The organism is Novosphingobium sp., from assembly GCF_049240505.1.
Lineage (GTDB): Bacteria > Pseudomonadota > Alphaproteobacteria > Sphingomonadales > Sphingomonadaceae > Novosphingobium.
This window is the reverse complement of record NZ_JBMLSM010000042.1, coordinates 17,768-37,880: the sequence shown is the minus strand read 5'-3', so window position 1 is coordinate 37,880 and position 20,113 is coordinate 17,768. Positions and strand designations below refer to the sequence as shown.

Sequence of the window (20,113 nt, the reverse complement as noted above, 5' to 3'; positions counted from 1 at the left end):
GGCACAAAAAAGTGCCGTCTTCCGCTTTGTCCTGCCTGTCTTATGACCGGGCGCAACGCAAGAACAAGGTGGGAGATAGCATGACCGGCGATGCAATCCGCATGGATGGCAAAGTGGCCATCGTAACCGGCGGCGCAGGCGGAATCGGTGCAGCCACGGCGCACCTGATCACCGCACGCGGAGGCCGCGTGGCGATTGCCGATATTGCGGTGACCCGTGCTCAGGCGCTGGCCGATGAACTGCCCGGCGCACTGGCGATTGCGCTCGATCTTGAACAGGAATCCTCGGTCGAGGCGATGGTTGCGCAGACCATTGCCCACTTCGGCAGACTGGACGTGCTGCACAACAACGCCGCGCTGCTCGGCCCCGATATCGCGCAGGCCGATGGCGATATTGAACACATGGCCACCGCGCTGTGGGACCGGACTTATGTCGTGAACGTGCGCGGCACGATGATCGCGTGCCGTGCCGCGCTGCCCCATCTGGTGCGCACGCGCGGCAATATCGTCAACACGGTCAGCAATCTGGCATTGCAGGGACACCTGATTCAGGCCGCCTATTCCAGCAGCAAAGCCGCCGTGATCCAGATGACCCGCGCCATCGCGGCCAGCCACGGCAAGCAGGGCGTGCGCTGCAATGCGGTGGCACCCGGCATGACGATGACGCCCGCCTTGCGCGAAGCCTTTCCGCCCCCGCTGCGCAAGGTCGTGGAAGACGAAACCCTGCGCGATCAGTTGGGCGACCCTGAAGACATTGCCGAAGCGGTGGCGTTCCTTGCCAGCGATGCGGCGCGCAACATTACCGGACAGGTTCTGGTCTGCGATGGTGGCGGGGCTTCACACGTCCCCGGCATTGCCGGCTTCCGGTCCTTCTTTGCAGGAGAGCATTGAGATGAGCCAATACGATATCGTGGTGATGGGCGCGGGCCACAATGGCCTGACCGCCGCCGCATATATGGCCAAGGCGGGCAAGAAGGTGCTGGTGCTGGAACGCAAGCCCCACTTTGGCGGCGGAGTTTCCACGCGCGAACTGCTGCATCCCGGTTTCTGGCATGATGAACATTCCAACGTCCACATCATGATCCAGGGCAATCCCATGCTGCGGGACGATGAACTGGGCCTGCTGTCAAAGTTCGGGCTGGAATACATCTATCCCGATCTGGTCCACGTTTCGATCTGGGAGGATGGCACCGTCATCCGCAGCTACAAGGATCTGGACCGGACGTGCGAGGAACTGGCGCGGGTGTGCAGCCCGAAGGACGCCGAAGCATACCGCAAGTTCGTGAAGATGAGCCAGACCGCGCTGCCGATGCTGGTCAGCGGGCTCTATTCGCCGCCGTTCCCGCTGGGCGCGTTCGTGGCGATGATGGACCAGTCTGACGAAGGGCGCTTCCTGCTGGACCTGATGCAGCGCACTGCGCTGGATATCGTCGATGCCTATTTCGACAGCGAACTGCTGAAGCTGCACATCGTCCGCATGGTGACCGAAAACCTGCAGATGCCCGATGAACTGGGCACCGGCATGGGCGCTTTCGTGATGCCGGGCATCGTGCACACTTATGGCTGTTCCATGCCAAAGGGCGGATCGGGCGAATTGTCGAAGGCGCTGGTCCGCGCGATCGAACATTTCGGCGGCGAAGTGCGCTGCAATGCCGAAGTTGCCCGCGTGATCGTTGAGGGCGGCAAGGCCGTGGGGCTGGAACTGACCGACGGTGAAACCTTCATGGCCCGCGATGGCGTGATCGGCGCGATCCACCCGCATGTGCTGCGCAAGTTCGTGGGTGAAACGCCCGAACCGGTGCTGGAACGAGCAGAGCGCGTGACGCAATCGACCTTCTCGATCAACCTCACGCACATGACGCTGAAAGAGCGGTTGCGGCTGAAAGTCGGCAACGATTGCAACGCGATGATGACCGAGCTGATGGACTTTTACAGCGTGCGCGACATGCTGCTGGAATACGACAAGCTGCGGCGCGGCGAAGTGAGCGAGCGGCTGATCGCGGGCGGTGACAACACCATCTTCGATCCATCCCGCGCGCCCGAAGGGGCAGGCGTGTTCTATGGCGTGAACTTTGCGCCCTATAACCTGCACCCCGGCGGCCCGGCATCGTGGGAAGACCGCAAGCTGGAAGTGGCGGACAAGGCGCTGGCGCAGTACCGCAAGTTCTATGCGAACCTTGATGACAGCAACATCACCGGACGCCTGATCCGGTCCCCTGTGGACCATGAACGCGATAGCCCGGCCAGCTTCATCAAGGGCGATATCCACGGCTGCGCGCCGTTCTTCTACCAATCAGCCGGGCATCGCCCCACACCCGATCTCGGATCGTTCCGCGTGCCGGGGGTGGACGGCCTCTATCTGGTCGGGCCGTTCATGCATCCGGGCGGCGGCGTGTTTGGCGCAGGGCGCGCCACGGCGATCCAGATGATGGACGACATGGGCATTGATTACGACAAGGTCTGCGGGAGGGCATTCTGATGCGCAATTCGGGCAAGGTGCCGGTGGCGAAGATCCTTGATGCACAGGACAAGGAACTCATGGCCATCCGCAAGGTGGAGCGCGATGGCAATGCGCTGGTCATTCGCGGCAAGATATTCGGCGCGATGCCGATGGTGGCCAAGCTGACCCCGGAAGAGGCGCGGGCGGCATTGAAGCTGATCGACTTCAAGACCTTCGTGTTCCTGCTGACGATGCTGTTCCGCAAGACCTGAAAATCGCGTCGCCCGATCCATCCAGTCCGTCGATAGCGAAGATGCGGAAACATCGGTTTGCTGCATTGCCCCGGCCTTGGGCATGAGAGGCTTCTGACAGAGTTCCGGGAGATATCATGCCCCTTGCCAACACCCCCGCTGTTCTTGGTGTCGAAAGCGTCGTCTTCGGCGTTGCCGACATTGCCGAACACACCCGCTTCTGGGTCGATTTCGGGCTTTCGCTGGAAAGCGGCACCGACAGCGAAAGCGTGTTTCGGCTGCCTTCGGGCAGCCGGGTCATCGTGGTGAAGCACGGCGATGCGCGGCTGCCTGCGCCCGATCCCTTTCCCGGCGATGGCGTGAAGGAAACCGTCTGGGGCGTGGATACGGCGGAGAATCTGGAAAGGATCGCCGCCAGCCTTGCCAGCGAAGTGCCGGTCACGCGCGATGCCGATGGCACCGTGCACTGCGTCTGCCCCGATGGCCAGCCGATTGGCCTGCGCGTGTGGGACAAGCGGGCCGTGGTTTCGGAAAGCAGCCCGGTCAACACGCCTTCGCAATGGCCACGCTTCAACCAGCACCGCATCTGGCGCAAAAAGGCCATTCCCAAGACGATCAATCATGTGGTGTTCTTCAGCCCGGATTATGTCGGCAGCTTTGAATTCTATGAACGACACATGGGCTTTCGCTATGTCGACCATTCAAAGGGCACGGGCATCTTTGCGCGGGCGGGCGGCACGTTCGAACACCATTCGATCTTCTGGGTGAACTGCGACCTGCCGATTGCGCCGGATCACTTCAAGTTCATGCACATTGCGTTTGGCATGGACGATATCGACGAAGTGATGCTGGGTGCCAACATCATGGACAACAAGGGCTGGAAGAACACCACGATGAACACGAGCGGAGGCATTTCCCGCCACCGCATTTCCAGCGCGATCTACTACTACTGTGAAATCCCCGGCCACGCGGGCGAGGCGGAATATCATGCCGATACCGATTATCTGGACGATAACTGGGTGCCGCGCGCGTGGGATTTCAAGTTCGGATCGTTGCTATGGTCGCACAACGCGCCCGCGATCTTCCGGGGCGATGACATTCCGTGGGACATGACATTCGATCATGACCGCAAGAGCTTCGATCCGTTCCGCCGACAGAAGCCGGGCAAGCAGCCGATCGAAGGCGATCTGGCGAACCTGACCGCCGACGACGAACACGCCATCTGACCCGACGAACAGGCGGCGGGGTCAGCCTGCCGCCTGTTACGTCGCCTGCTCCTGGGCTATCATCCGTTCCAGAATGCGCCGCGCGCGGGTGCCGCCCTGGTCGATGCCCAGCGACAGGGGCTTTTCCTTCCAGAAGTCCCCTCCCGCCGCAAGGTTGCCGCGCACGTTGGCATAGGCCGCTTCGATCATCGGCTTGTCTTCCAGATCGAAAGCCTCTCCGAACAGGGCCAGCAGCATGGCATCCGCCTCGGCGCTGTCCAGATCGTGATAGCGGGTGGACGACCAGAAGTAGTGCGTCGTGTGGTCGTCAGCGGGCGTCAGGATATGGGCCTGCGGCACCTCGAACCCGGCCGCACGCCCGGCACCATGCGGAGCCACGCCCACGTGCAGGCGCATGGATGCCGGCGCGTTCCAGCGCATGTCCAGCCAGTGATCGACTTTCGCTTCGGGCGGGAACACGCCCTGCGCCACCGAAGGCGGCGCGATATCGGGCATCCACCAGTTCGAATGGAGCGTATCGCCTTCCACCTGCACGCTGTGTTCGCCGCCGAAGATCACGCCTTGCCCTGCGAACGTGCCCTTGTGGACAAATTCGATGTGCGACAGGTCAAGCAGGTTGTCCGTGCCATATTCGTAGTTCGCCGCCATCAGCGTATAGCCGCGAACGGTGCGGCTGTGCGGGGCATCGGGCACGAAGCCGAAGTCCGGGATCAGCGCCGCATCGGCCCGCTCCGCCTCTCCACCGCACAGCCAGACAATCCCGTCGCGCTCCTCCACCGCAAAGGCGGGAATGTCCGATCCTGCGGGAATCCGGTCTGCAAAGGGATTGCGCAGGCATTTGCCATCCGCCCCGAAGCCCAGGCCGTGGTATCCGCAGACCACCACATCGCCATCGCGCGTGCCCTTTGACAGTGGCGCAAAGCGGTGCGGGCAGCGGTCGAGCAATGCGGCGACCGTGCCGTCGGTCCGGCGGAAAAGGAACGTCGGCTTTCCGGCAATCGTGCGCGCAAGGCCTGCGTCCCCGATCTCGTCGGCCCACGCGGCCATGTACCAAGCGTTGCGAAGAAATGTCACGGCGCGTCCTCTCGATTATGTGTACCATCGGTACATATATCTAAAGGCGCACCCGATCAAGCGGTTCGTGGACTTTCGATGCCAGGAAGGGCGAGCGCCAGCGTGGCGGCGATGCGCGCCTCTATCGCCGCATCGCCCGCCGCATCGCCCGCCTCATCGCCCGTCCCCTCGCTCAGCCCGATCAACGCTCGTTCGTATGTGCCTGCGCGAATGGCGTGGAGGAGTTGGTCAGCCACGTCGGCGCAATCAAGATCTGCGCGCACGTCCTGTGGCTGGCGCGCTTCGAGCAGCGCTGCGACCCCGTTCACGATCACGCGATGGCCCTGCTCATAGAACGCCTGCGCCGCTCCCGCTGAAGCAGGCGCGGCGCTGATGACGGCGCGATAGAGCGCGAGCGAGCCTGCGGAGAGATAGAAGCGCAACACCCCGGTCAAGGCCCGCGCCAGGGCTTGCGCCAGTGGCTCCGCGCGAGCTTCTGCGCTGTCGAGATGAAGCGCTGCCACCGCGCCCAGCGCCTCTTCGCGGATGGCGGCGGCGATCAGGCCGTTGCGGTCGTCAAAGTATTTGGCCAGCGTGGCCTTCGATCCGCCCGAAAGCCGCAGCACCTCGTTCACGCTGAAGCGATCGACGCCGACCGCCATGATCTGTGCCCGCGCATGTGCAACCATCGCCGCGCACCGCGCCTGCGCGGCCAGTTGCTTGGCAGAAAGGGGTGGCGGGCTATCTGTGGGCTGCATCGCGGCGGATGATTGCCCGCACCCTTTCGCCGGGGCAATGGTCAGGCGTCAGGTTCTTCCACAAATTCGATCAGATTGCCCGCCGGGTCACGGATGAAGCAGCCCTTGCCGAACGCCTCGCGCACCACAAAGGCCACGTCCGCGCCCTTCTGCTCCATCTCGGCCAGAAATGCGTCGAGATCTTCCACGCGAAAAGCGACGTGCTTGTTGCCGTGGGTCTTCAGGTCACGCGGCACGGAACGGCGATCTTCGGGGAGGGGGGCCGCCCCCTCCACCTCGAAAATCTCGAACCGCAACGGCCCTTTGCGCACCATCGCGGTGTGGCTGCGCGCAGCTTCGATGTAGAAGCGCTTTTCCACTTCGAACCCCAGCACGCGGCCATACCATTCGATCGCCTCGTCCAGCGAAGGCACAGAGACGCCACCGTGATGAAAGGTGAATTCGGCCACGGGTTCAGCTCATCTCGGCAAAGGTCTGCGCGCACCAGTCGGCAATGTAATCGCGCATCCCGGTGCCGTTGTCCGCGCCGCAATGCTCCACTTCGAAGTCCGCCTTGGTGAAGATGCGCAAGGTGCGCTTGGGGCTGTTCACCGCCTGATCATAGGACATCTGCGCGTTATAGGCGGGAATCTGGCGATCACCTTCGCCATGCGTGATCAGGAACGGCACGCGGATCTTCTCCACCTGCCCGTCCAGCGTGATCTGATCGGCATAGTTCAGGAAATCGCTCTGGTTATCGATGCCGAAGACCCACATCACATGGTCCCAGTAATGCGGCACGGGGTTTTCACCTTCGTTGGCCACACGTTCGCGCTGGCGCTGGCCCCATACATGGTTCGCGCCCATCACCGCACACAGGGCATAGCGCGGGTCGTTGGCGGCAATGCGCGGGGCGTGATACCCGCCGAACGAAAGCCCGAAGATGCCGATCTGGCTGTGGATCACATCGCTGCGCGTCAGCAGGTAATCGAACGCCGGGCTGCCCCAGCGTTCGGCATCATAGACGGCGGGCAGATTGCGCTTGCGGATCGCTTCACCGGTGCCCGGCTGATCAAGGAACAGCGTGTTCATGCCGCGCGCCAGATTGACCGCGCCGTGGCCCGCGAGATTGACCTGCTCCTTCATGGAATCGAGGCCGTTGACCGAAACCAGCGTGGGGCGCGGCGTGCCGCTGCCGTCGTGAATGAAGATCGCCGGATAGCTCGATCCTTCATAGGGAATCTCGACCTTGTCCACGTGCAGACCGCTCAGCGCGCTGCCCTTGTGATAGAGTTCAAGGCCCTTGTCATAGGCGGCCCAGCGCGGTGCGTAATCACGGCTCTGCAACCGTTCTGCACCAAGGTAATAGCCAGAAGCGCGCAGATACTTGGCCCCGGCAGACAGCGCAAAACCTTCAGCTTCGTCGCGTGCCGCATTGCGCGCTACCTGATCGGCCACGGCAATCCAGCTATCGAACAGTTGCGCCGATCCGGCATCGGCTCCGGCCTTGGCCGCTTCGCGCACCGGGCGGCAAACCTCGTCCAACTCGCCATGATTGCCCCCGGCAATCAGCGCCAGATTCATGCCAAGGTTCCAGACGTAGTTTCCGGGAAAGGGTTCGAACATCTTGGGATCTTCCTATTCTGCGGTCCAGCCGCCATCCACGACAAGGCTGGTCCCGGTCATCAGGGCAGAGGCATCGGTGGCAAGGAACAGCACCGCGCCCATCAGGTCTTCCACTTTGCCGATGCGCCCCAGCTTGATCCTCGAAAGCACGCTGGCCTTGAAGGCGGCATCGGCAAACATCGGCTGGGTCAACGGCGTTTCGATAAATGTGGGTGCGATGGTGTTCGACCGGATGCCGTGGGCTGCAAGGTCCAGCGCAAAGGCCTTGTTCATGCCTTCCAGTGCCCACTTGCTTGCACAGTAAAGGCTGCGGTTCGGCCCGCCCACATGGCCCATCTGCGACCCCATGTGGATCAGCGAACCTTGCGTGCCCGCATCGATCATCGCCTTCGCGCAGGCTTGCGCCACAAAGAACGCAGCCTTCACGTTCAGGCCCAGCACCGCATCGTAATCGGCTTCGGTGACGTCCCACATCGGCTTGGGGCGGTTGGTCCCGGCGTTGTTGACAAGCACGTGAAACGGATCGCGTTCGGCAAAGAACGCAGCCACGGCTTGGGTATCGGAAACGTCGAGCGTTGCGGCTTGCGCCCCGTTGCCGATGGCTTCCGCCGCCTGCGCGATCTCTGCCGATGATCGCGCCACCAGCGTCACCGCCGCGCCTGCTTGTGCCAGCGCGGCGGCGGCGGCAAGGCCGATACCGCGCCCCGCGCCGGTCACCACGGCACGCTTGCCATCCAGCCGGAACGATGGGGTTTGGGGTATCATCACGCACTCCCAACTTCGTCATTCCCGCGCAGGCGGGAATCCAGCGCGGCACGGCGCAGACCCTCGACTGGATCCCCGCCTGCGCGGGAATGACGAAGCGAAGGCGCCATCATCACGCCCGCGTCAGTTCGCTCGGCTCTGCCTGCCCGGCATAGGGCACGTTGCGCCCGCCAAAGCGGCGCACGCGGATGTTGGCCTGTTCGCCATGCCCGGCAAAGCCTTCCAGCGCGCACAGGCGGCTGCAATATTCGCCCACCAGCGTCGATGCCTCGTCGGTCAACACCTTCTGATAGGTGCAGGTCTTCAGGAACTTGCCCACCCACAGCCCGCCGGTATAGCGCGCGGCCTTCTTCGTCGGCAGGGTGTGGTTGGTGCCGATCACCTTGTCGCCGTAGGAAACGTTGGTGCGGTTCCCAAGGAACAGCGCGCCATAGTTGGTCATGTTGTTCAGGAAGTAAACGGGATCGGCGGTCATCACCTGCACATGTTCGCTGGCGATATCGTCGGCAATGCGCACCATTTCGTCATAGCTTTCGGCCACGATCACTTCGCCAAACGTCTCCCACGCCTTGCGCGCATGATCGGCGGTGGGCAGGATCTGCAGCAGGCGTTCGATCTCGGCCATCGTTTCGCGGGCAAACTTTTCGCTGTTGGTCAGCAGCACGCCGGGGCTGTCTGGCCCGTGCTCAACCTGTCCCAGAATGTCGGTCGCGGCCATTTCCGGGTCACAGCCGATCTCGTCGGCAATGATCAGCGTTTCGGTCGGCCCGGCGAACAGGTCTATGCCCACGCGGCCAAACAACTGGCGCTTGGCCTCGGCCACAAAGGCATTGCCCGGGCCGACAAGGATATCCACCGGATCGATGCTCTGCGTGCCGATGGCCATCGCGCCGATCGCCTGAATGCCGCCCAAGGCATAGATCGCATCGGCCCCGGCCATCGCCTGTGCCGCAACGATGGCGCGTGCGGGCTTGCCCTGAAACGGCGGGGCGCAAGTGATCACGCGCGGAACGCCTGCAACCTTCGCGGTGATGACGCTCATATGCGCCGATGCCAGCAGCGGATACTTGCCGCCGGGAACATAGCAGCCCGCGTTCTGGATGGGCAGGTTCTTGTGGCCAAGCACCACGCCGGGCATCGTTTCGACTTCCACATCCACCATCGAAGCGCGCTGGATCTGGGCGAAGTTCTTGACCTGCGCCTGCGCGAATTCGATGTCCTTGCGCTCCTGCGGGGTCAGGCTTTCAACCGCGGCGTCGATTTCGGCCTGCGAAAGCCGGTAATCCTCGCGGTCCCAGCCATCGAACTTGATGCTCATGTCGCGCAGGGCGGCATCGCCGCGCTTTTCGATATCGGCCAGCGCCGCTTCCACGATATCGCGGACCTTGCGGTCGGTTTCTGCCTTTACGTCTGCGGCTGCGCCGCGCTTGAGCCAAATGGCCATGAGTCTCCCCGCACGCTTGATTGCAATGTCCCCGCCATTGCAGCACCCTGCGCGCACCGACCATCGCATAGTATCGATGCGACGCTATCGACTGAATGCCTTTGTCCGGCAGCGCGGGCGTGCCTATCGGCAGGATGGACTTACTGTCGGGAGAGAAAACACAGATGCGGCTGGCAACCTTGCGTGACGGAACAAAGGACGGGCGGTTGGTGGCGGTATCGCCCGATGGCGCGGCCTGTGCGGCGGCACCTGTTGACACCATGCAGCAGGCGCTTGAACGCTGGACCGAAGTGGCGGCGCAGCTTGCCGCCATCGACACGTTCCCCGATGCGCTGGACCCGGCGCAGATCATGGCCCCATTGCCGCGCGCGTGGCAGTGGCTCGATGGGTCCGCTTTCCAGAGCCACGGCGATCTGATGGACGCGGTGTTGGGCATTACCAAGCCCAAGACCGATGTGCCGCTGATGTATCAGGGCACGTCCGACCGGTTCTATGGCCCGCGCGATGACGTGAAGTTCGTGGACGAAGCGCTCGGCATCGATTTTGAGGGCGAATTCGGCGTGATCGTCGATGCGGTGCCGATGGGCACTTCGGCGGAGGATGCGATGGCGCACATCCGTCTTGTCGTGCAGATCAACGACTGGTCGCTGCGCACGCTGGCCGGGCCGGAAATGAAGACCGGCTTTGGCTGGGTTCAGGCAAAGCCGCCCTGCGGCATGGCCCCCTTTGCCGTCACGCCCGATGAACTGGGCGCTGACTGGCGCGATGGCCGGGTGTGCCTGAACCTCAACGTCGATTGGAATGGCCGGCGGTTTGGCGCGGCCAATGGCGAACCGATGGGCTTCGGCTTCCACGAACTTGTCGCCCATGCTGCGCGCACGCGCGATCTGGTGGCGGGCACGGTGATCGGATCGGGCACTGTCTCAAACGCCAACTTCCGCGAAATCGGTTCGTCCTGCATTGCTGAACGGCGCGGGATCGAAGTGATCGACGAAGGCGCGGCACGCACCGATTTCATGCGCTTTGGCGATGTGGTTCGCATGGAAGGTGTGGACGCAAACGGGCGGGCGCCCTTTGGTGCAATTGAACAGAAAGTGGTGAAGGCATGACCAGCGGCGTTTCCGAATCCGGGCTTCCTCTCGTTCAGCGCGTTGTTACCGGCCATGATGAAAATGGCCGTGCGCGGTTCAAGTCGGAAGACCTCAGCCCCACGCGGCTGATCCCCAGCGGCGATGCGGCGATGCTCACCATGTGGACCACGGCCACGGTCCCGGCAGACAACAACGACGAAACCGACGGGCGCGAACGCGATGCGGGGCTGACGCTGAACGGCGGGTCGGTGATCCGCATCTGCGATATGCTGCCGCATCAGGAAAGCCCGATGCACCGCACCAATTCCATCGACTACGGCATCGTGCTGAAGGGTGAGATCGAACTGGAGCTGGAAGACGGCGTGAAGACCACCGTGCGCGAAGGCGGCGTGATCGTGCAGCGCGGCACCAATCACTTGTGGCGCAATGCCACCGACGAAGTGTGCCGCATCGCTTTCATCCTGATCGAGGCACCGGCCTACCTCCACAACGGGCAGCCGCTGGCGGAAGACCGGCCCGAAAATAAATGAGCGGCCTCTTCGACCTGTCCGGCAAGGCGGCCATCGTCACCGGATCGACGCGCGGCATCGGGCGTGCGATTGCCGAAGCGCTGATCGCGCAAGGCGCGCGCGTGGTCATTTCCAGCGAGGATACGGGCGATACCGCAAGGGTCGCCGCCGAATTGGCAATGCCGGGATGCCCTTGCGATGTGACCGATGACGCCGCACTGGCAAGGCTGGTCGATTTTGCCTGTGCCGAACTCGGCGGGCTGGACCTGCTGGTCTGCAATGCCGGGATCACCGGAAAGCCCGGACCCTTTGCCGATATCGACATGGACGATTACGCCCGCGTCATGGCGATCAACTTGCGCAGCCAGGTCGTGCTGTGCAACCTTGCCCTGCCGCACATCGCGGCGCGCGGGGGCGGGGCGGCGGTGCTGGTCGCCAGCCTTTCGGCCTTGCGCGGGAATGGGCGGATCAATGCCTATGCGCTGGCCAAGGCGGGCGTTGCGCAACTGGCGCGCAACCTTGCGGTGGAGTGGGGGCCACAGGGCGTGCGGGTGAATGCGGTGTCGCCGGGATTCATCGCCACCGAACTTTCCAGGCCCTTGTTGGACGATGCCAACTTCATGGCGCGGCGCATGGGCATGACGCCGCTGCGGCGGTCCGGCACCCCTGCCGAAGTGGCGGGCGCGGTGGCGTTTCTCGGCTCTGCCGCAGGCGCGTTTGTGACGGGCCAAAACCTTGTGGTTGATGGCGGCACGGTGATCACAGACGGCAGTTAGGTGCGCCTAGGTGCATCTAGGTGCACTTCGGAAATTGCGCTTTCAGATCTCCCGAAGCCCCGGTTTATAACCGTTGTGCGGGCATTTTCCCACAAATCCCTGTTTCCCGTATCGCATGTTGGCGATTGAGGAGGATGACGGGCGCAAGGCCAGAACGGTCCGCGCGCACGCTCTGATACTGTTGAACGGCTGCTGGAATCGCAAGGCTCCATCCGCCGGGATGCCATCGCAAACTTCAGGCCGGACAGGGATGCCGGCGGGGAACGAGGCATCGCCATGAGGGCGTATATCGCCCGCGTCATGCGCGGCTTTTCAAAGGCTTGTGCGCATCGGCTTAGTGGCGGCTTCCGCATCTAAGGGGAAAGTCGTTGATCGAAGAAGTGCTGGTACTGCGCTGGGTCCACATCATCGCAATGGTCTATTGGCTGGGCGGTGAATGGGGTGTTTTCCAGACAAGCTTTAACGTCATCAATCGCAAGCTCTCGATGGACGAGCGCAGGCGGCACATGGAAACCGCCTATCGCATCGATATTCTGGCGCGCACCGGCATTATCACGCTGCTGCCGCTGGGGCTGCACATGGGCAACATCTACGGGTTGCAGCCCTACGGCGGGGGCTATCTCACTGCGATGTGGATTTTCGTGGCCGGATGGCTGGCGCTGTGCTGGTCGGCCTTCATCTTCCGCGAAACCGATCGCGGTGTGATGCTGACCAAGATCGACGAGAAGATCCGCTGGGTGCTGATCCCGACGATCTTCGTGGTCGGCATCTCCTCGCTGCTGGGCCACGGGCCGCTTGAAGCGGGCGAAGGATCGCGCTGGTATGCGGCCAAGCTGACGCTCTATGGCTTCACCCTGTGCATCGGGCTGGGCCTGCGCTGGATCATGCGCCTGTGGACGGTGCGCTTCCGCCGTCTGGCCGAAGGTCCGAACCCGGCAGAAGAAGCCGCGCTGGAACGTGAATTCCTGTATGGCCGCCTGATGGCCTATGTCTACTGGATCACGATTTCGGGCATCTGCTTCCTGGGAACGGTCAAGCCGTTATGATCCGGGTGGATTGATGCGAGAAACAAGGGGGCGGTCCGGTTGGGCCGCCCTTTTTGCGTTTGTAGCAAAGGTTAGATGGCGAACGCGACCGCTCCAACCAGATCGTCACCCTGAGTTTATCTCAGGGTCCATCTCTCGCCAACAACGGCAGCCCGACAGGCAAAATGGATCCTGAAACAAGTTCAGGATGACGGGCTATTTATTGGGTTGGCCCTGCGGTCAGGGAAGCTGCCGGTCCAGCAGAGCGCCGTATTTGCGGGCCAGCGTGGCGCAGGCTCCGGGGGAGGCGAAGGCGTCGGCTTTGCCTTCGAGTGCGGCAGTCAGGCGGGCATCTGCGCCCGAATGTTCAGGATGACCGGTCAGAAGGATATCACACGGCGCGGTGTTAAGGCCTGCCAGCGTGCGGCGCATTCCGGCGACCAGCGCTGGGTTGGCGCGATAGGTGTAGCTGCCGGTGGCCAGCGGGTTGAGGCTGGCGGCGAACAGCACCGTGCGGCACGGCTGCGCATCGCAACTTTGCCATGAATAGCCCATGCTGCCCGGCGTGTGCCCCGGCATGGCATGGGCGGTGATGGTGGTTCTGCCCATGCGGATGCGCTGGCCACCGCGCAGCGCGCGCACCTTTGTCTGTCGGGGATAGGCGATGAGCGAGGAGGCTTGCGGATCGTCATGGCCGCTGATGCCCTCGCGCATGGCGGCGGCGGTCCAGCGTGATGCGGCAACGCGCGCGCCACTGGCGCGAGCCACGGCGGCCACGCCACCGGCATGATCGTAATGCGCTTCGGTGACGAGGATCAGGCGAACCTTGTGCAGATCGAGGCCAAGGGCGGCGAAATGCGCGGTGGTGGTGGCAAAGCTTTCGGGCAGGCCTGCGTCGATCAGCACTAGCCCTGCGCCAGTATCGATCACGGCCTGCCGGATGCGGCGCGTGCCGATATACCAGGTGTTGCCAGACACTTGCGCCGGGCCTTGGGGTTCAAGCCACCGCGCAGCGTCAGCCCCGGTGATGGGGCGAGTCAACGGGTCGTCCTCACCGCTCGCCCCCACAAGGAGGCCAGCGGCAAGGACGAGGCCCAATGCCCGGATCAATTGCGGTATTCTTCCTGTTTCAGCGTCAACAGCGTTTGCGGATTGCGTGCGCCTTCGGGGTTTACGCGGGCGAGCATGTCCACCCAGTCCTTCGGCATACCGGCATAGCTGGTTTCCTTGCGGCCAACGCTGCGCAGGCATTGCGTGCCCATGCCAGCGGGCATCTTCCACCAGCGGGCATAGTCGGAAAGATCGGTGCCATATCCCGTGGCGCTGGCGCAGTGGACGCGCGGGTCGAGCGCTTCCTTGGCCGGGCTGGTGATCATCGTCATGTCGTTCAGACGGCGCGCAGGCAGGCCGGGTGTTTCTGTGTCCGCAGCGGTGTGCTGCTGGAAGGTGATCTGATCGCCCATGTGGTAAAACAGTTCGGGCACGTGTTCGGCCTTGAAGGTGGTATTGCCGATCTTGCCGTCGAAGATAAGATCATTGGCAGCACTGTAGCGCACCGTTGTCGGCCCGACCGGTACGAACGGAACGTCCACCATCTCGCCGGTCAGCGGGTTGCGGAGCTGGTCCGAGCGTTCGCTACTGCCGGGGGCCGTGCGGAAACCGAGTTCGTAGGAGGTCAGTTCCATGCTGCCGTCTGCCAGCGGATTGACCTTCATCACAGCGCCGAACACCAGTTCGCACAGCGGGGTAAGCTTTGCGCCCTGCTGGGCATAGTTGCGGCCGCGGAACCACCAGTAAACGATGCCCGGATCGGTGCGCAGGCGCATACGCCGGATCATGGCGATGCGGGCTGCGGCGTCTGTCGGGATGCCTTCCTCGCGCGCCAGTTCCGCAGCAAAGGCGGGGGATGCGCCCAGCAGGCCGGAGCCTCCGGCGATGGCCGCGCCAGTGAGCCCAACGCCCGTCAGCATGGTGCGGCGGCTGAGCAGGAAGTTCTCGTCGCTGGTGTCGAAATCGGTCATCGGCATATTCCCCACGTTTCTGGATTGGATCAGGCAGTCTCTACCGCGCCCTGGCCGATCAGGTCGGCAATGCGGTCTGCCGGGTAGCCCAGCTTTTGCAGGATCGCGCGGCCATCGGCCCCCGGTTGTGGCAGAGTGACCGGAGCGCCGGGGCGCTTGCCACCCATTTCCAGCGGAATGGTCGGCAGGCGGGTTTCTTTGCCATTGTCGAGGGTTACGTCTTCAAGCCCACCATTGGCGAGCTGGGGATCGTCGAACATGTCTTCGGGGCGACCGATGGGGGCAAAGGGCAGGCCGGTGCCTTCCAGCTTTGTCACGATCTGATCGCGAGTCATCGTGGCCATCAGCGCGCGGACTTGCGGCATGATGCGGTCACGCGCCAGAACGCGGGCATTGTTGGTGCGCAGGTCTTGTTCGGCCCACAGATCATCGAGGGCGAACAGGGCGCAGAACTTTTCCCACAAGCTGTCGCTGACCACGCCGATGAACACCGGTTCATCCGCCGTTTCGAACACGTCATAGATGGCCCATGCCGAAATGCGCGCGGGCATGGGGGCAGCGGCTTTGCCGGTGACGGCGAACTGCGCCATGTGCTGCCCGACAAGGTAGATCGTGGTTTCGAACAGGCTGGCGACGACCTTTTGCCCGCGCCCGGTGCGCTGGCGTTCCTGCAAGGCGGCAAGGATGCCGATCACGCCGAACATGCCGCCGGTCACGTCAACCACGCTGGATCCTGCGCGCAACGGGCGTCCCGGCGGGCCGGTCATATAGGCAAGGCCGCCCATCATCTGCGCCACTTCATCCAGCGCGGTGCGCTGTTCGTAAGGGCCGGGGAGGAAGCCCTTTTCCGAACAGTAGACGAGGCCGGGATTGGTTTCCGACAGCGTTTCATACGAAAGGCCGAGCCGGTCCAATGCGCCAGGGCGGAAGTTTTCGACCAGCACATCGGCGCTGGCGGCCAGATCGCGCGCTACGGCAAGACCTTCGGTGGACTTGAGGTTGAGGCAGATCGACTGCTTGCCGCGATTGTACATCGGGAAATAGCCGGAGCCGGAGCCGAGAAGGCGGCGGGTGGAATCGCCGCCGATGGGTTCGACGCGGATGACTTCTGCGCCAAGCCCGGCAAGGATGTGGCCCACGGTTGGCCCCATGACCATGTGGGTAAATTCGATCACGCGGATGCCCGCGAGCGGGGTGGGGCCGTTGTTGTGGGCCTCGGTCATCGGGCGATCCTTTCGTTGTAATCCATCATCGGGCCTGCATCGGGAGTGAAGCCGTAGAGCGGCTCTCCCGGCAGGGCTTCGACAAGGATTGACCGCACGGTGAGCAGCTTTTCGAGATCGATGCCGGTTTTCAGGCCCATCGAATTGAGCATGAGCACGAGGTCTTCGGTGACGAGATTGCCCGAAGCGCCCGGCGCGTAAGGACAACCGCCAAGGCCTCCGAGTGAGGAATCGATCGTGGTGATGCCTTCTTCAAGCCCGGCCAGCGCATTGGCGAGGCCAAGACCGCGCGTGTTGTGCAGGTGGAGCGTGGTCAGCTTGTCTGCGCCGACAGCGGCCTTCACCTTGCGCACGAGGCGGCGGACCTGCGCGGGGTCGGCATAGCCGGTGGTATCGGACAGGCTGAATTCCAGTGCGCCCGCTTCTGCCGAGGCGACGGCGAGGCGGACAACGGCGTCTTCGGAAACCGCGCCTTCGATGGTGCAGCCGAATGCGGTGGACAGGCCCACGGCAAAGTGCGCGCCGCCTTCACGTGCGATGCGGGCGACTTCGGCAATTTCGGCCAGCATTGCGGGGTGATCCTTGCGCACGTTGCGCAGGGAATGCGTTTCGGACATCGAGAAGGGGATGGACAGGCCGTGGACGCCAGCCTCAACCGCGCGGGCCGCGCCTTTGGCGTTGGGGACCAGTGCGACGACGTTCAGGCCGGGGATCGTGCGCGCAAACTTCACCAGTTCCGCCGTATCGGCCATCTGCGGCAAAAGCGCGGGCGGCACGAAGCTGCCCACTTCGATTTCGCGCACACCGGCGGCGGCTTCGGCGGCAATCCATGCCTTTTTGGCGGCAAGCGGCATTACCGCCTTGATCGATTGCAGCCCGTCGCGCGGGCCAACTTCGGATACGAGAATTTCGGTCATGCCAACTCGGTCATTTTGGGGCTCCGGCATAGATCCACGGACGGCGGGCGCGGTCGGCGGCGGTCCATGCGTCGATTTCGGGGAGGGATTTCAGGGTGAGGGCGATGGCGTCCAGCCCTTCAAGCAGCATCAGGCGCGGTTCGTCCTCAATGGTGAAGGCGTGGGCCTGATCGCCGCACCGCACGGTTTGCGTGGTGAGGTCAACGTCGAGCGTCTGCCAGCCAAGCCTATCCACGGCGGCGCGGTCCAGCGTGATCGGAAGAATGCCGTTGCGGATGCAGTTGGCGCGGAAGATGGGGGCGAAACTTTCCGCGATCACGCAGCGGATGCCATATTCGGCCAGCGCCCAAACGGCATGTTCGCGGCTGGAACCGCAGCCGAAGTTTGCGCCGCCCAGCAGGATGGCCGCGCCCTGCGCCTGTGGCTGGTTTAGTGGGAAGGCAGGGTCGGGCACGCGCGCGGCGACATCGGTATAGCGCCACGGGGCGAACAGACCGTCCGCCAGACCAGTGCGTCCGGTGGTCTTCATCTCACGGCTGGGGATGATCGCGTCGGTATCGACGTTATCGCGCAGCAGCGGGATGGCGGTGGAATGGAGCGTGGTGAACGGGGTCATCGTGCGAGTTCCCGCGGATCGGCAATCACCCCTGCAATCGCGCTGGCGGCAACGGTTTCGGGGCTGGCGATGTGGGTGCGGATGCCCGGCCCCTGGCGGCCTTCGAAATTGCGGTTGGTGCTGCTGATCGTGCGCGCGCCTTCGGGGAAGCTTTCGCCGCCGGCAAAGAAGCACAGCGAACAGCCGCTGGCGCGCCATTCGAAACCGGCGTCGGTGAACACCTTGTCCAGCCCTTCGGCCTCCGCCGCGCGTTTCACGGCAGAACTGCCGGGGACGACCAGCGCCTTGCGGATCGACGGCGCGATATGGCGGCCACGCAGCAGATCGGCGGCGCGGCGCAGGTCTGACAGGCGGGCGTTGGTGCAGGAACCGATGAAGGCGGCATCGATGGGCGTGCCTGCCAGCGTCTGGCCCGCGTCCAGCCCGATATAGGCGTGGGCGCGCTCCGGCCCCTGCGGCACCGTGGCGGTCACGGCCATGCTGTGTTCGGGGCTGGTGCCCCAGCTTACCATCGGGGCGATGGTGGCAGCGTCGATCACGATTTCGTGGTCGAAGGATGCGCTGTCGTCTGTTGTCAGTGTGGCCCAATAGGGATCGCTGAAATCCGCAGGCGCGTGGCGGCGACCGGCGAGATAGGCAAACGTCTTGTCATCAGGCGCGATGATCGCGGTCATGGCCGAAAACTCGGTTGCCATGTTGCACAGGGTCATGCGGCCTTCGATGTCGAGTGCGGTGACGGCTTCTCCGGCAAACTCAACCACATGGCCTGCACCGCCGCCCGCGCCGTGGGTGGCCAGCAGATGCAGCGCCATGTCCTTGGGTGTGACGCCTGCGGTGAGCGCGCCGGTGAAGGTTACGCGCATGGTCTTTGGCCGGTCGAGCCGCAGGACGCCGGTGGCCATCGCATGTTCGGCCTCGGACGATCCGATGCCCCATGCGAAAGCGCCCAGCGCGCCCTGGGTACAGGTGTGGCTGTCGGGCGCGACAAGGGTTGCGCCGGGGAGGACGATGCCTAGTTCGGGCGAGATGACGTGAGTGATGCCCTGATCGGGATCGTTCACGTCGAACAGGGTGATCCCGGCGGCGTGGGCAGCGGCGCGGGTTTCGGTGATGAAGGCGCTGCCGCCCTGCATCAATGTGCCATCGCCGCGCCCGGGCCGCGTGTCGACAATATGATCCATCACGGCAAAGACCCGCGCCGGATCGCGCACAGGGCGGCCATTGGCGGCCAGCGATTTGAGCGCCGCCGCGCCGGTGCGTTCGTGCAGGAACACGCGGTCAATCGCGATCAGGTGCGCGCCGCCTGCCGTCTGGGCCACATGGTGCGCATCCCAGATCTTTTCGAAAAGCGTCTTGGGTGAAACTGTCATCGGTTATGACTGCAGATCGACGATGACCTTGCCCATCGACTTGCCTGAAAGCAGCCGTTCGATCCCGTCGTAAATGCCTTCAATGCCCACATTGCGCTGGCTGTCGAACGTCACGCGCAGCTTGCCGTCCTGATAGAGGCGGAACAGACGCTTGCGCGCATCGTCCCAGTGCGGTGTCAGCAGCCCGTTCATGAAGCCACGCACCGATGCGCCCTTGTAATAGATGGAGTGGGCGATGCGTGGGGCGGTGACGACTTCGGGCCTGCCTTCAAGGTCTGCCGCCGCGCCGCCGACAACGAGCCGTCCGTGGTTGGCAATGTTGGCAAGGAATGCGTCGAAGATCGTGCCGCTGACGGTATCGATGGCAACGTCGATCCCGCCGGGATATTCCGCTGCCAGCACCGCGCCGACGTCTTCGGAACGGTAGTCGATCACCCGCTCTGCCCCCAGCGAGGCGACGAACGCGCACTTTTCAGCGCCGCCTGCCACGCCGATCACGCGGCAGCCCTTGAGGACGGCAAGCTGCACGAGGAGGTGACCCAAGCCACCTGCTGCGGCGGATACGGCAACCGTTTCGCCCGTGCGCGCTTCGCCGATCTGTTCCAGCGCGACCAGCGCAGACACGCCAGTTGAGGCGAGCGCGAGATATTCGCGCGTGGCGGCAGGGGCGGGCGCGAAGTTGGCCACGGCGGCGGTGTTTGCCTCACGATAGCCGCCGGTGAAGCGCACGGTGACGGCGGCATCGCCAACGGCATAGCCGGTCACACCTTCGCCAACCGCTTCAACCACGCCGATGGCTTCGACGCCGGTGAATGTAGGCAAGGCGATCTTGACGTAATCGACCGCGTTGCGGGCGATCTGCGTATCGAAAATGGCGTTCACGCCGCAATGCAGGTTGCGCACGCGAATTTCACCGCGTGCGGGTTCGGTCACCGGCAGTTCGACCACATCCGCACCTTCGCGGAAGGATGGTGCGATCCGTTCAAGGCGGATCGCGCGATAGGTTTCTTGCCCCCCCATGCGA

At 63.7% G+C, this 20,113-nt stretch carries 21 protein-coding genes; 8 read left to right on the top strand and 13 right to left on the bottom strand.

What is annotated here, in order from left to right; all coding sequences use genetic code 11:
- The first annotated feature begins 80 nt into the window (after positions 1-80).
- From ACOVQ0_RS03945 to ACOVQ0_RS03930, 4 genes are all read left to right on the top strand, one after another.
- Positions 81-890 carry an SDR family NAD(P)-dependent oxidoreductase gene (locus ACOVQ0_RS03945; protein ID WP_421880397.1) on the top strand — a complete coding sequence of 270 codons (810 nt, stop codon included), beginning with the start codon at positions 81-83 and terminating at the stop codon, positions 888-890.
- A 1-nt stretch (position 891) separates the two neighbouring features.
- The gene (locus ACOVQ0_RS03940; protein ID WP_421880395.1) at positions 892-2,478 is read left to right on the top strand and encodes a phytoene desaturase family protein; all 1,587 of its coding nucleotides are present in this window, start codon (positions 892-894) and stop codon (positions 2,476-2,478) included.
- Entirely contained in the window at positions 2,478-2,711 is a 234-nt protein-coding gene (locus ACOVQ0_RS03935) for a hypothetical protein (protein ID WP_421880393.1), read from the top strand. Before ACOVQ0_RS03940 ends, ACOVQ0_RS03935 begins: the two co-directional genes overlap by 1 nt.
- A 116-nt stretch (positions 2,712-2,827) precedes the next feature.
- Entirely contained in the window at positions 2,828-3,916 is a 1,089-nt protein-coding gene (locus tag ACOVQ0_RS03930; protein ID WP_421880391.1) for a VOC family protein, read from the top strand.
- Positions 3,917-3,952: 36 nt separating this feature from the next.
- Here ACOVQ0_RS03930 and ACOVQ0_RS03925 read toward each other — a convergent pair whose 3' ends face one another.
- The 6 genes from ACOVQ0_RS03925 to hisD form a co-directional block, all read right to left on the bottom strand.
- A complete protein-coding gene (locus ACOVQ0_RS03925) occupies positions 3,953-4,990 on the bottom strand; it encodes a Rieske 2Fe-2S domain-containing protein (RefSeq protein ID WP_421880389.1) in 1,038 nt (345 codons plus the stop codon).
- Positions 4,991-5,046: 56 nt separating this feature from the next.
- Positions 5,047-5,727 (bottom strand): TetR/AcrR family transcriptional regulator, encoded by a 681-nt coding sequence (locus tag ACOVQ0_RS03920; RefSeq protein WP_421880387.1) that lies wholly within the window; start codon positions 5,725-5,727, stop codon positions 5,047-5,049.
- 41 nt (positions 5,728-5,768) lie between these two features.
- Complete coding sequence (locus tag ACOVQ0_RS03915; RefSeq protein WP_421880385.1) at positions 5,769-6,176, bottom strand: VOC family protein; 408 nt, start codon at positions 6,174-6,176, stop codon at positions 5,769-5,771.
- Positions 6,177-6,180: 4 nt separating this feature from the next.
- Entirely contained in the window at positions 6,181-7,332 is a 1,152-nt protein-coding gene (locus ACOVQ0_RS03910) for an alpha/beta hydrolase (protein WP_421880383.1), read from the bottom strand.
- A gap of 12 nt (positions 7,333-7,344) precedes the next feature.
- The gene (locus tag ACOVQ0_RS03905) at positions 7,345-8,100 is read right to left on the bottom strand and encodes an SDR family NAD(P)-dependent oxidoreductase (RefSeq protein WP_421880381.1); all 756 of its coding nucleotides are present in this window, start codon (positions 8,098-8,100) and stop codon (positions 7,345-7,347) included.
- A 109-nt stretch (positions 8,101-8,209) separates the two neighbouring features.
- The gene (hisD, locus tag ACOVQ0_RS03900; RefSeq protein ID WP_421880379.1) at positions 8,210-9,541 is read right to left on the bottom strand and encodes a histidinol dehydrogenase; all 1,332 of its coding nucleotides are present in this window, start codon (positions 9,539-9,541) and stop codon (positions 8,210-8,212) included.
- A gap of 164 nt (positions 9,542-9,705) precedes the next feature.
- Between hisD and ACOVQ0_RS03895 the strand changes: the two genes are divergently transcribed.
- From ACOVQ0_RS03895 to ACOVQ0_RS03880, 4 genes are all read left to right on the top strand, one after another.
- Positions 9,706-10,650, top strand: coding sequence for a fumarylacetoacetate hydrolase family protein (locus ACOVQ0_RS03895; protein WP_421880377.1), 945 nt, complete (start codon positions 9,706-9,708; stop codon positions 10,648-10,650).
- Positions 10,647-11,162 carry a cupin domain-containing protein gene (locus ACOVQ0_RS03890; protein ID WP_421880375.1) on the top strand — a complete coding sequence of 172 codons (516 nt, stop codon included), beginning with the start codon at positions 10,647-10,649 and terminating at the stop codon, positions 11,160-11,162. Before ACOVQ0_RS03895 ends, ACOVQ0_RS03890 begins: the two co-directional genes overlap by 4 nt.
- Positions 11,159-11,917 (top strand): SDR family NAD(P)-dependent oxidoreductase, encoded by a 759-nt coding sequence (locus ACOVQ0_RS03885; RefSeq protein WP_421880373.1) that lies wholly within the window; start codon positions 11,159-11,161, stop codon positions 11,915-11,917. The genes ACOVQ0_RS03890 and ACOVQ0_RS03885 overlap by 4 nt, the downstream gene beginning before the upstream one ends.
- Before the next feature lie 368 nt (positions 11,918-12,285).
- Positions 12,286-12,963 carry a hypothetical protein gene (locus ACOVQ0_RS03880; RefSeq protein ID WP_421880371.1) on the top strand — a complete coding sequence of 226 codons (678 nt, stop codon included), beginning with the start codon at positions 12,286-12,288 and terminating at the stop codon, positions 12,961-12,963.
- A gap of 219 nt (positions 12,964-13,182) precedes the next feature.
- Here ACOVQ0_RS03880 and ACOVQ0_RS03875 read toward each other — a convergent pair whose 3' ends face one another.
- The 7 genes from ACOVQ0_RS03875 to ACOVQ0_RS03845 are packed head-to-tail and all read right to left on the bottom strand — an operon-like array spanning position 13,183 to position 20,109.
- A complete protein-coding gene (locus ACOVQ0_RS03875) occupies positions 13,183-14,052 on the bottom strand; it encodes an MBL fold metallo-hydrolase (protein WP_421880369.1) in 870 nt (289 codons plus the stop codon).
- Positions 14,049-14,963, bottom strand: a complete 915-nt coding sequence (locus ACOVQ0_RS03870) for a DUF1838 family protein (RefSeq protein ID WP_421880367.1) — start codon at positions 14,961-14,963, stop codon at positions 14,049-14,051. Before ACOVQ0_RS03870 ends, ACOVQ0_RS03875 begins: the two co-directional genes overlap by 4 nt.
- Positions 14,964-14,992: 29 nt before the next feature.
- Positions 14,993-16,186: a CaiB/BaiF CoA transferase family protein gene (locus ACOVQ0_RS03865; protein ID WP_421880365.1), complete on the bottom strand. Its 1,194-nt coding sequence runs from the start codon at positions 16,184-16,186 to the stop codon at positions 14,993-14,995.
- Complete coding sequence (locus ACOVQ0_RS03860; RefSeq protein WP_421880363.1) at positions 16,183-17,103, bottom strand: hydroxymethylglutaryl-CoA lyase; 921 nt, start codon at positions 17,101-17,103, stop codon at positions 16,183-16,185. The genes ACOVQ0_RS03865 and ACOVQ0_RS03860 overlap by 4 nt, the downstream gene beginning before the upstream one ends.
- 10 nt (positions 17,104-17,113) lie before the next feature.
- Positions 17,114-17,719, bottom strand: a complete 606-nt coding sequence (gene leuD / locus ACOVQ0_RS03855) for a 3-isopropylmalate dehydratase small subunit (RefSeq protein WP_421880361.1) — start codon at positions 17,717-17,719, stop codon at positions 17,114-17,116.
- Entirely contained in the window at positions 17,716-19,089 is a 1,374-nt protein-coding gene (locus tag ACOVQ0_RS03850) for a 3-isopropylmalate dehydratase large subunit (RefSeq protein ID WP_421880359.1), read from the bottom strand. Before ACOVQ0_RS03850 ends, leuD begins: the two co-directional genes overlap by 4 nt.
- Before the next feature lie 3 nt (positions 19,090-19,092).
- The gene (locus ACOVQ0_RS03845) at positions 19,093-20,109 is read right to left on the bottom strand and encodes a zinc-binding dehydrogenase (RefSeq protein ID WP_421880357.1); all 1,017 of its coding nucleotides are present in this window, start codon (positions 20,107-20,109) and stop codon (positions 19,093-19,095) included.
- Positions 20,110-20,113: the final 4 nt, after the last annotated feature.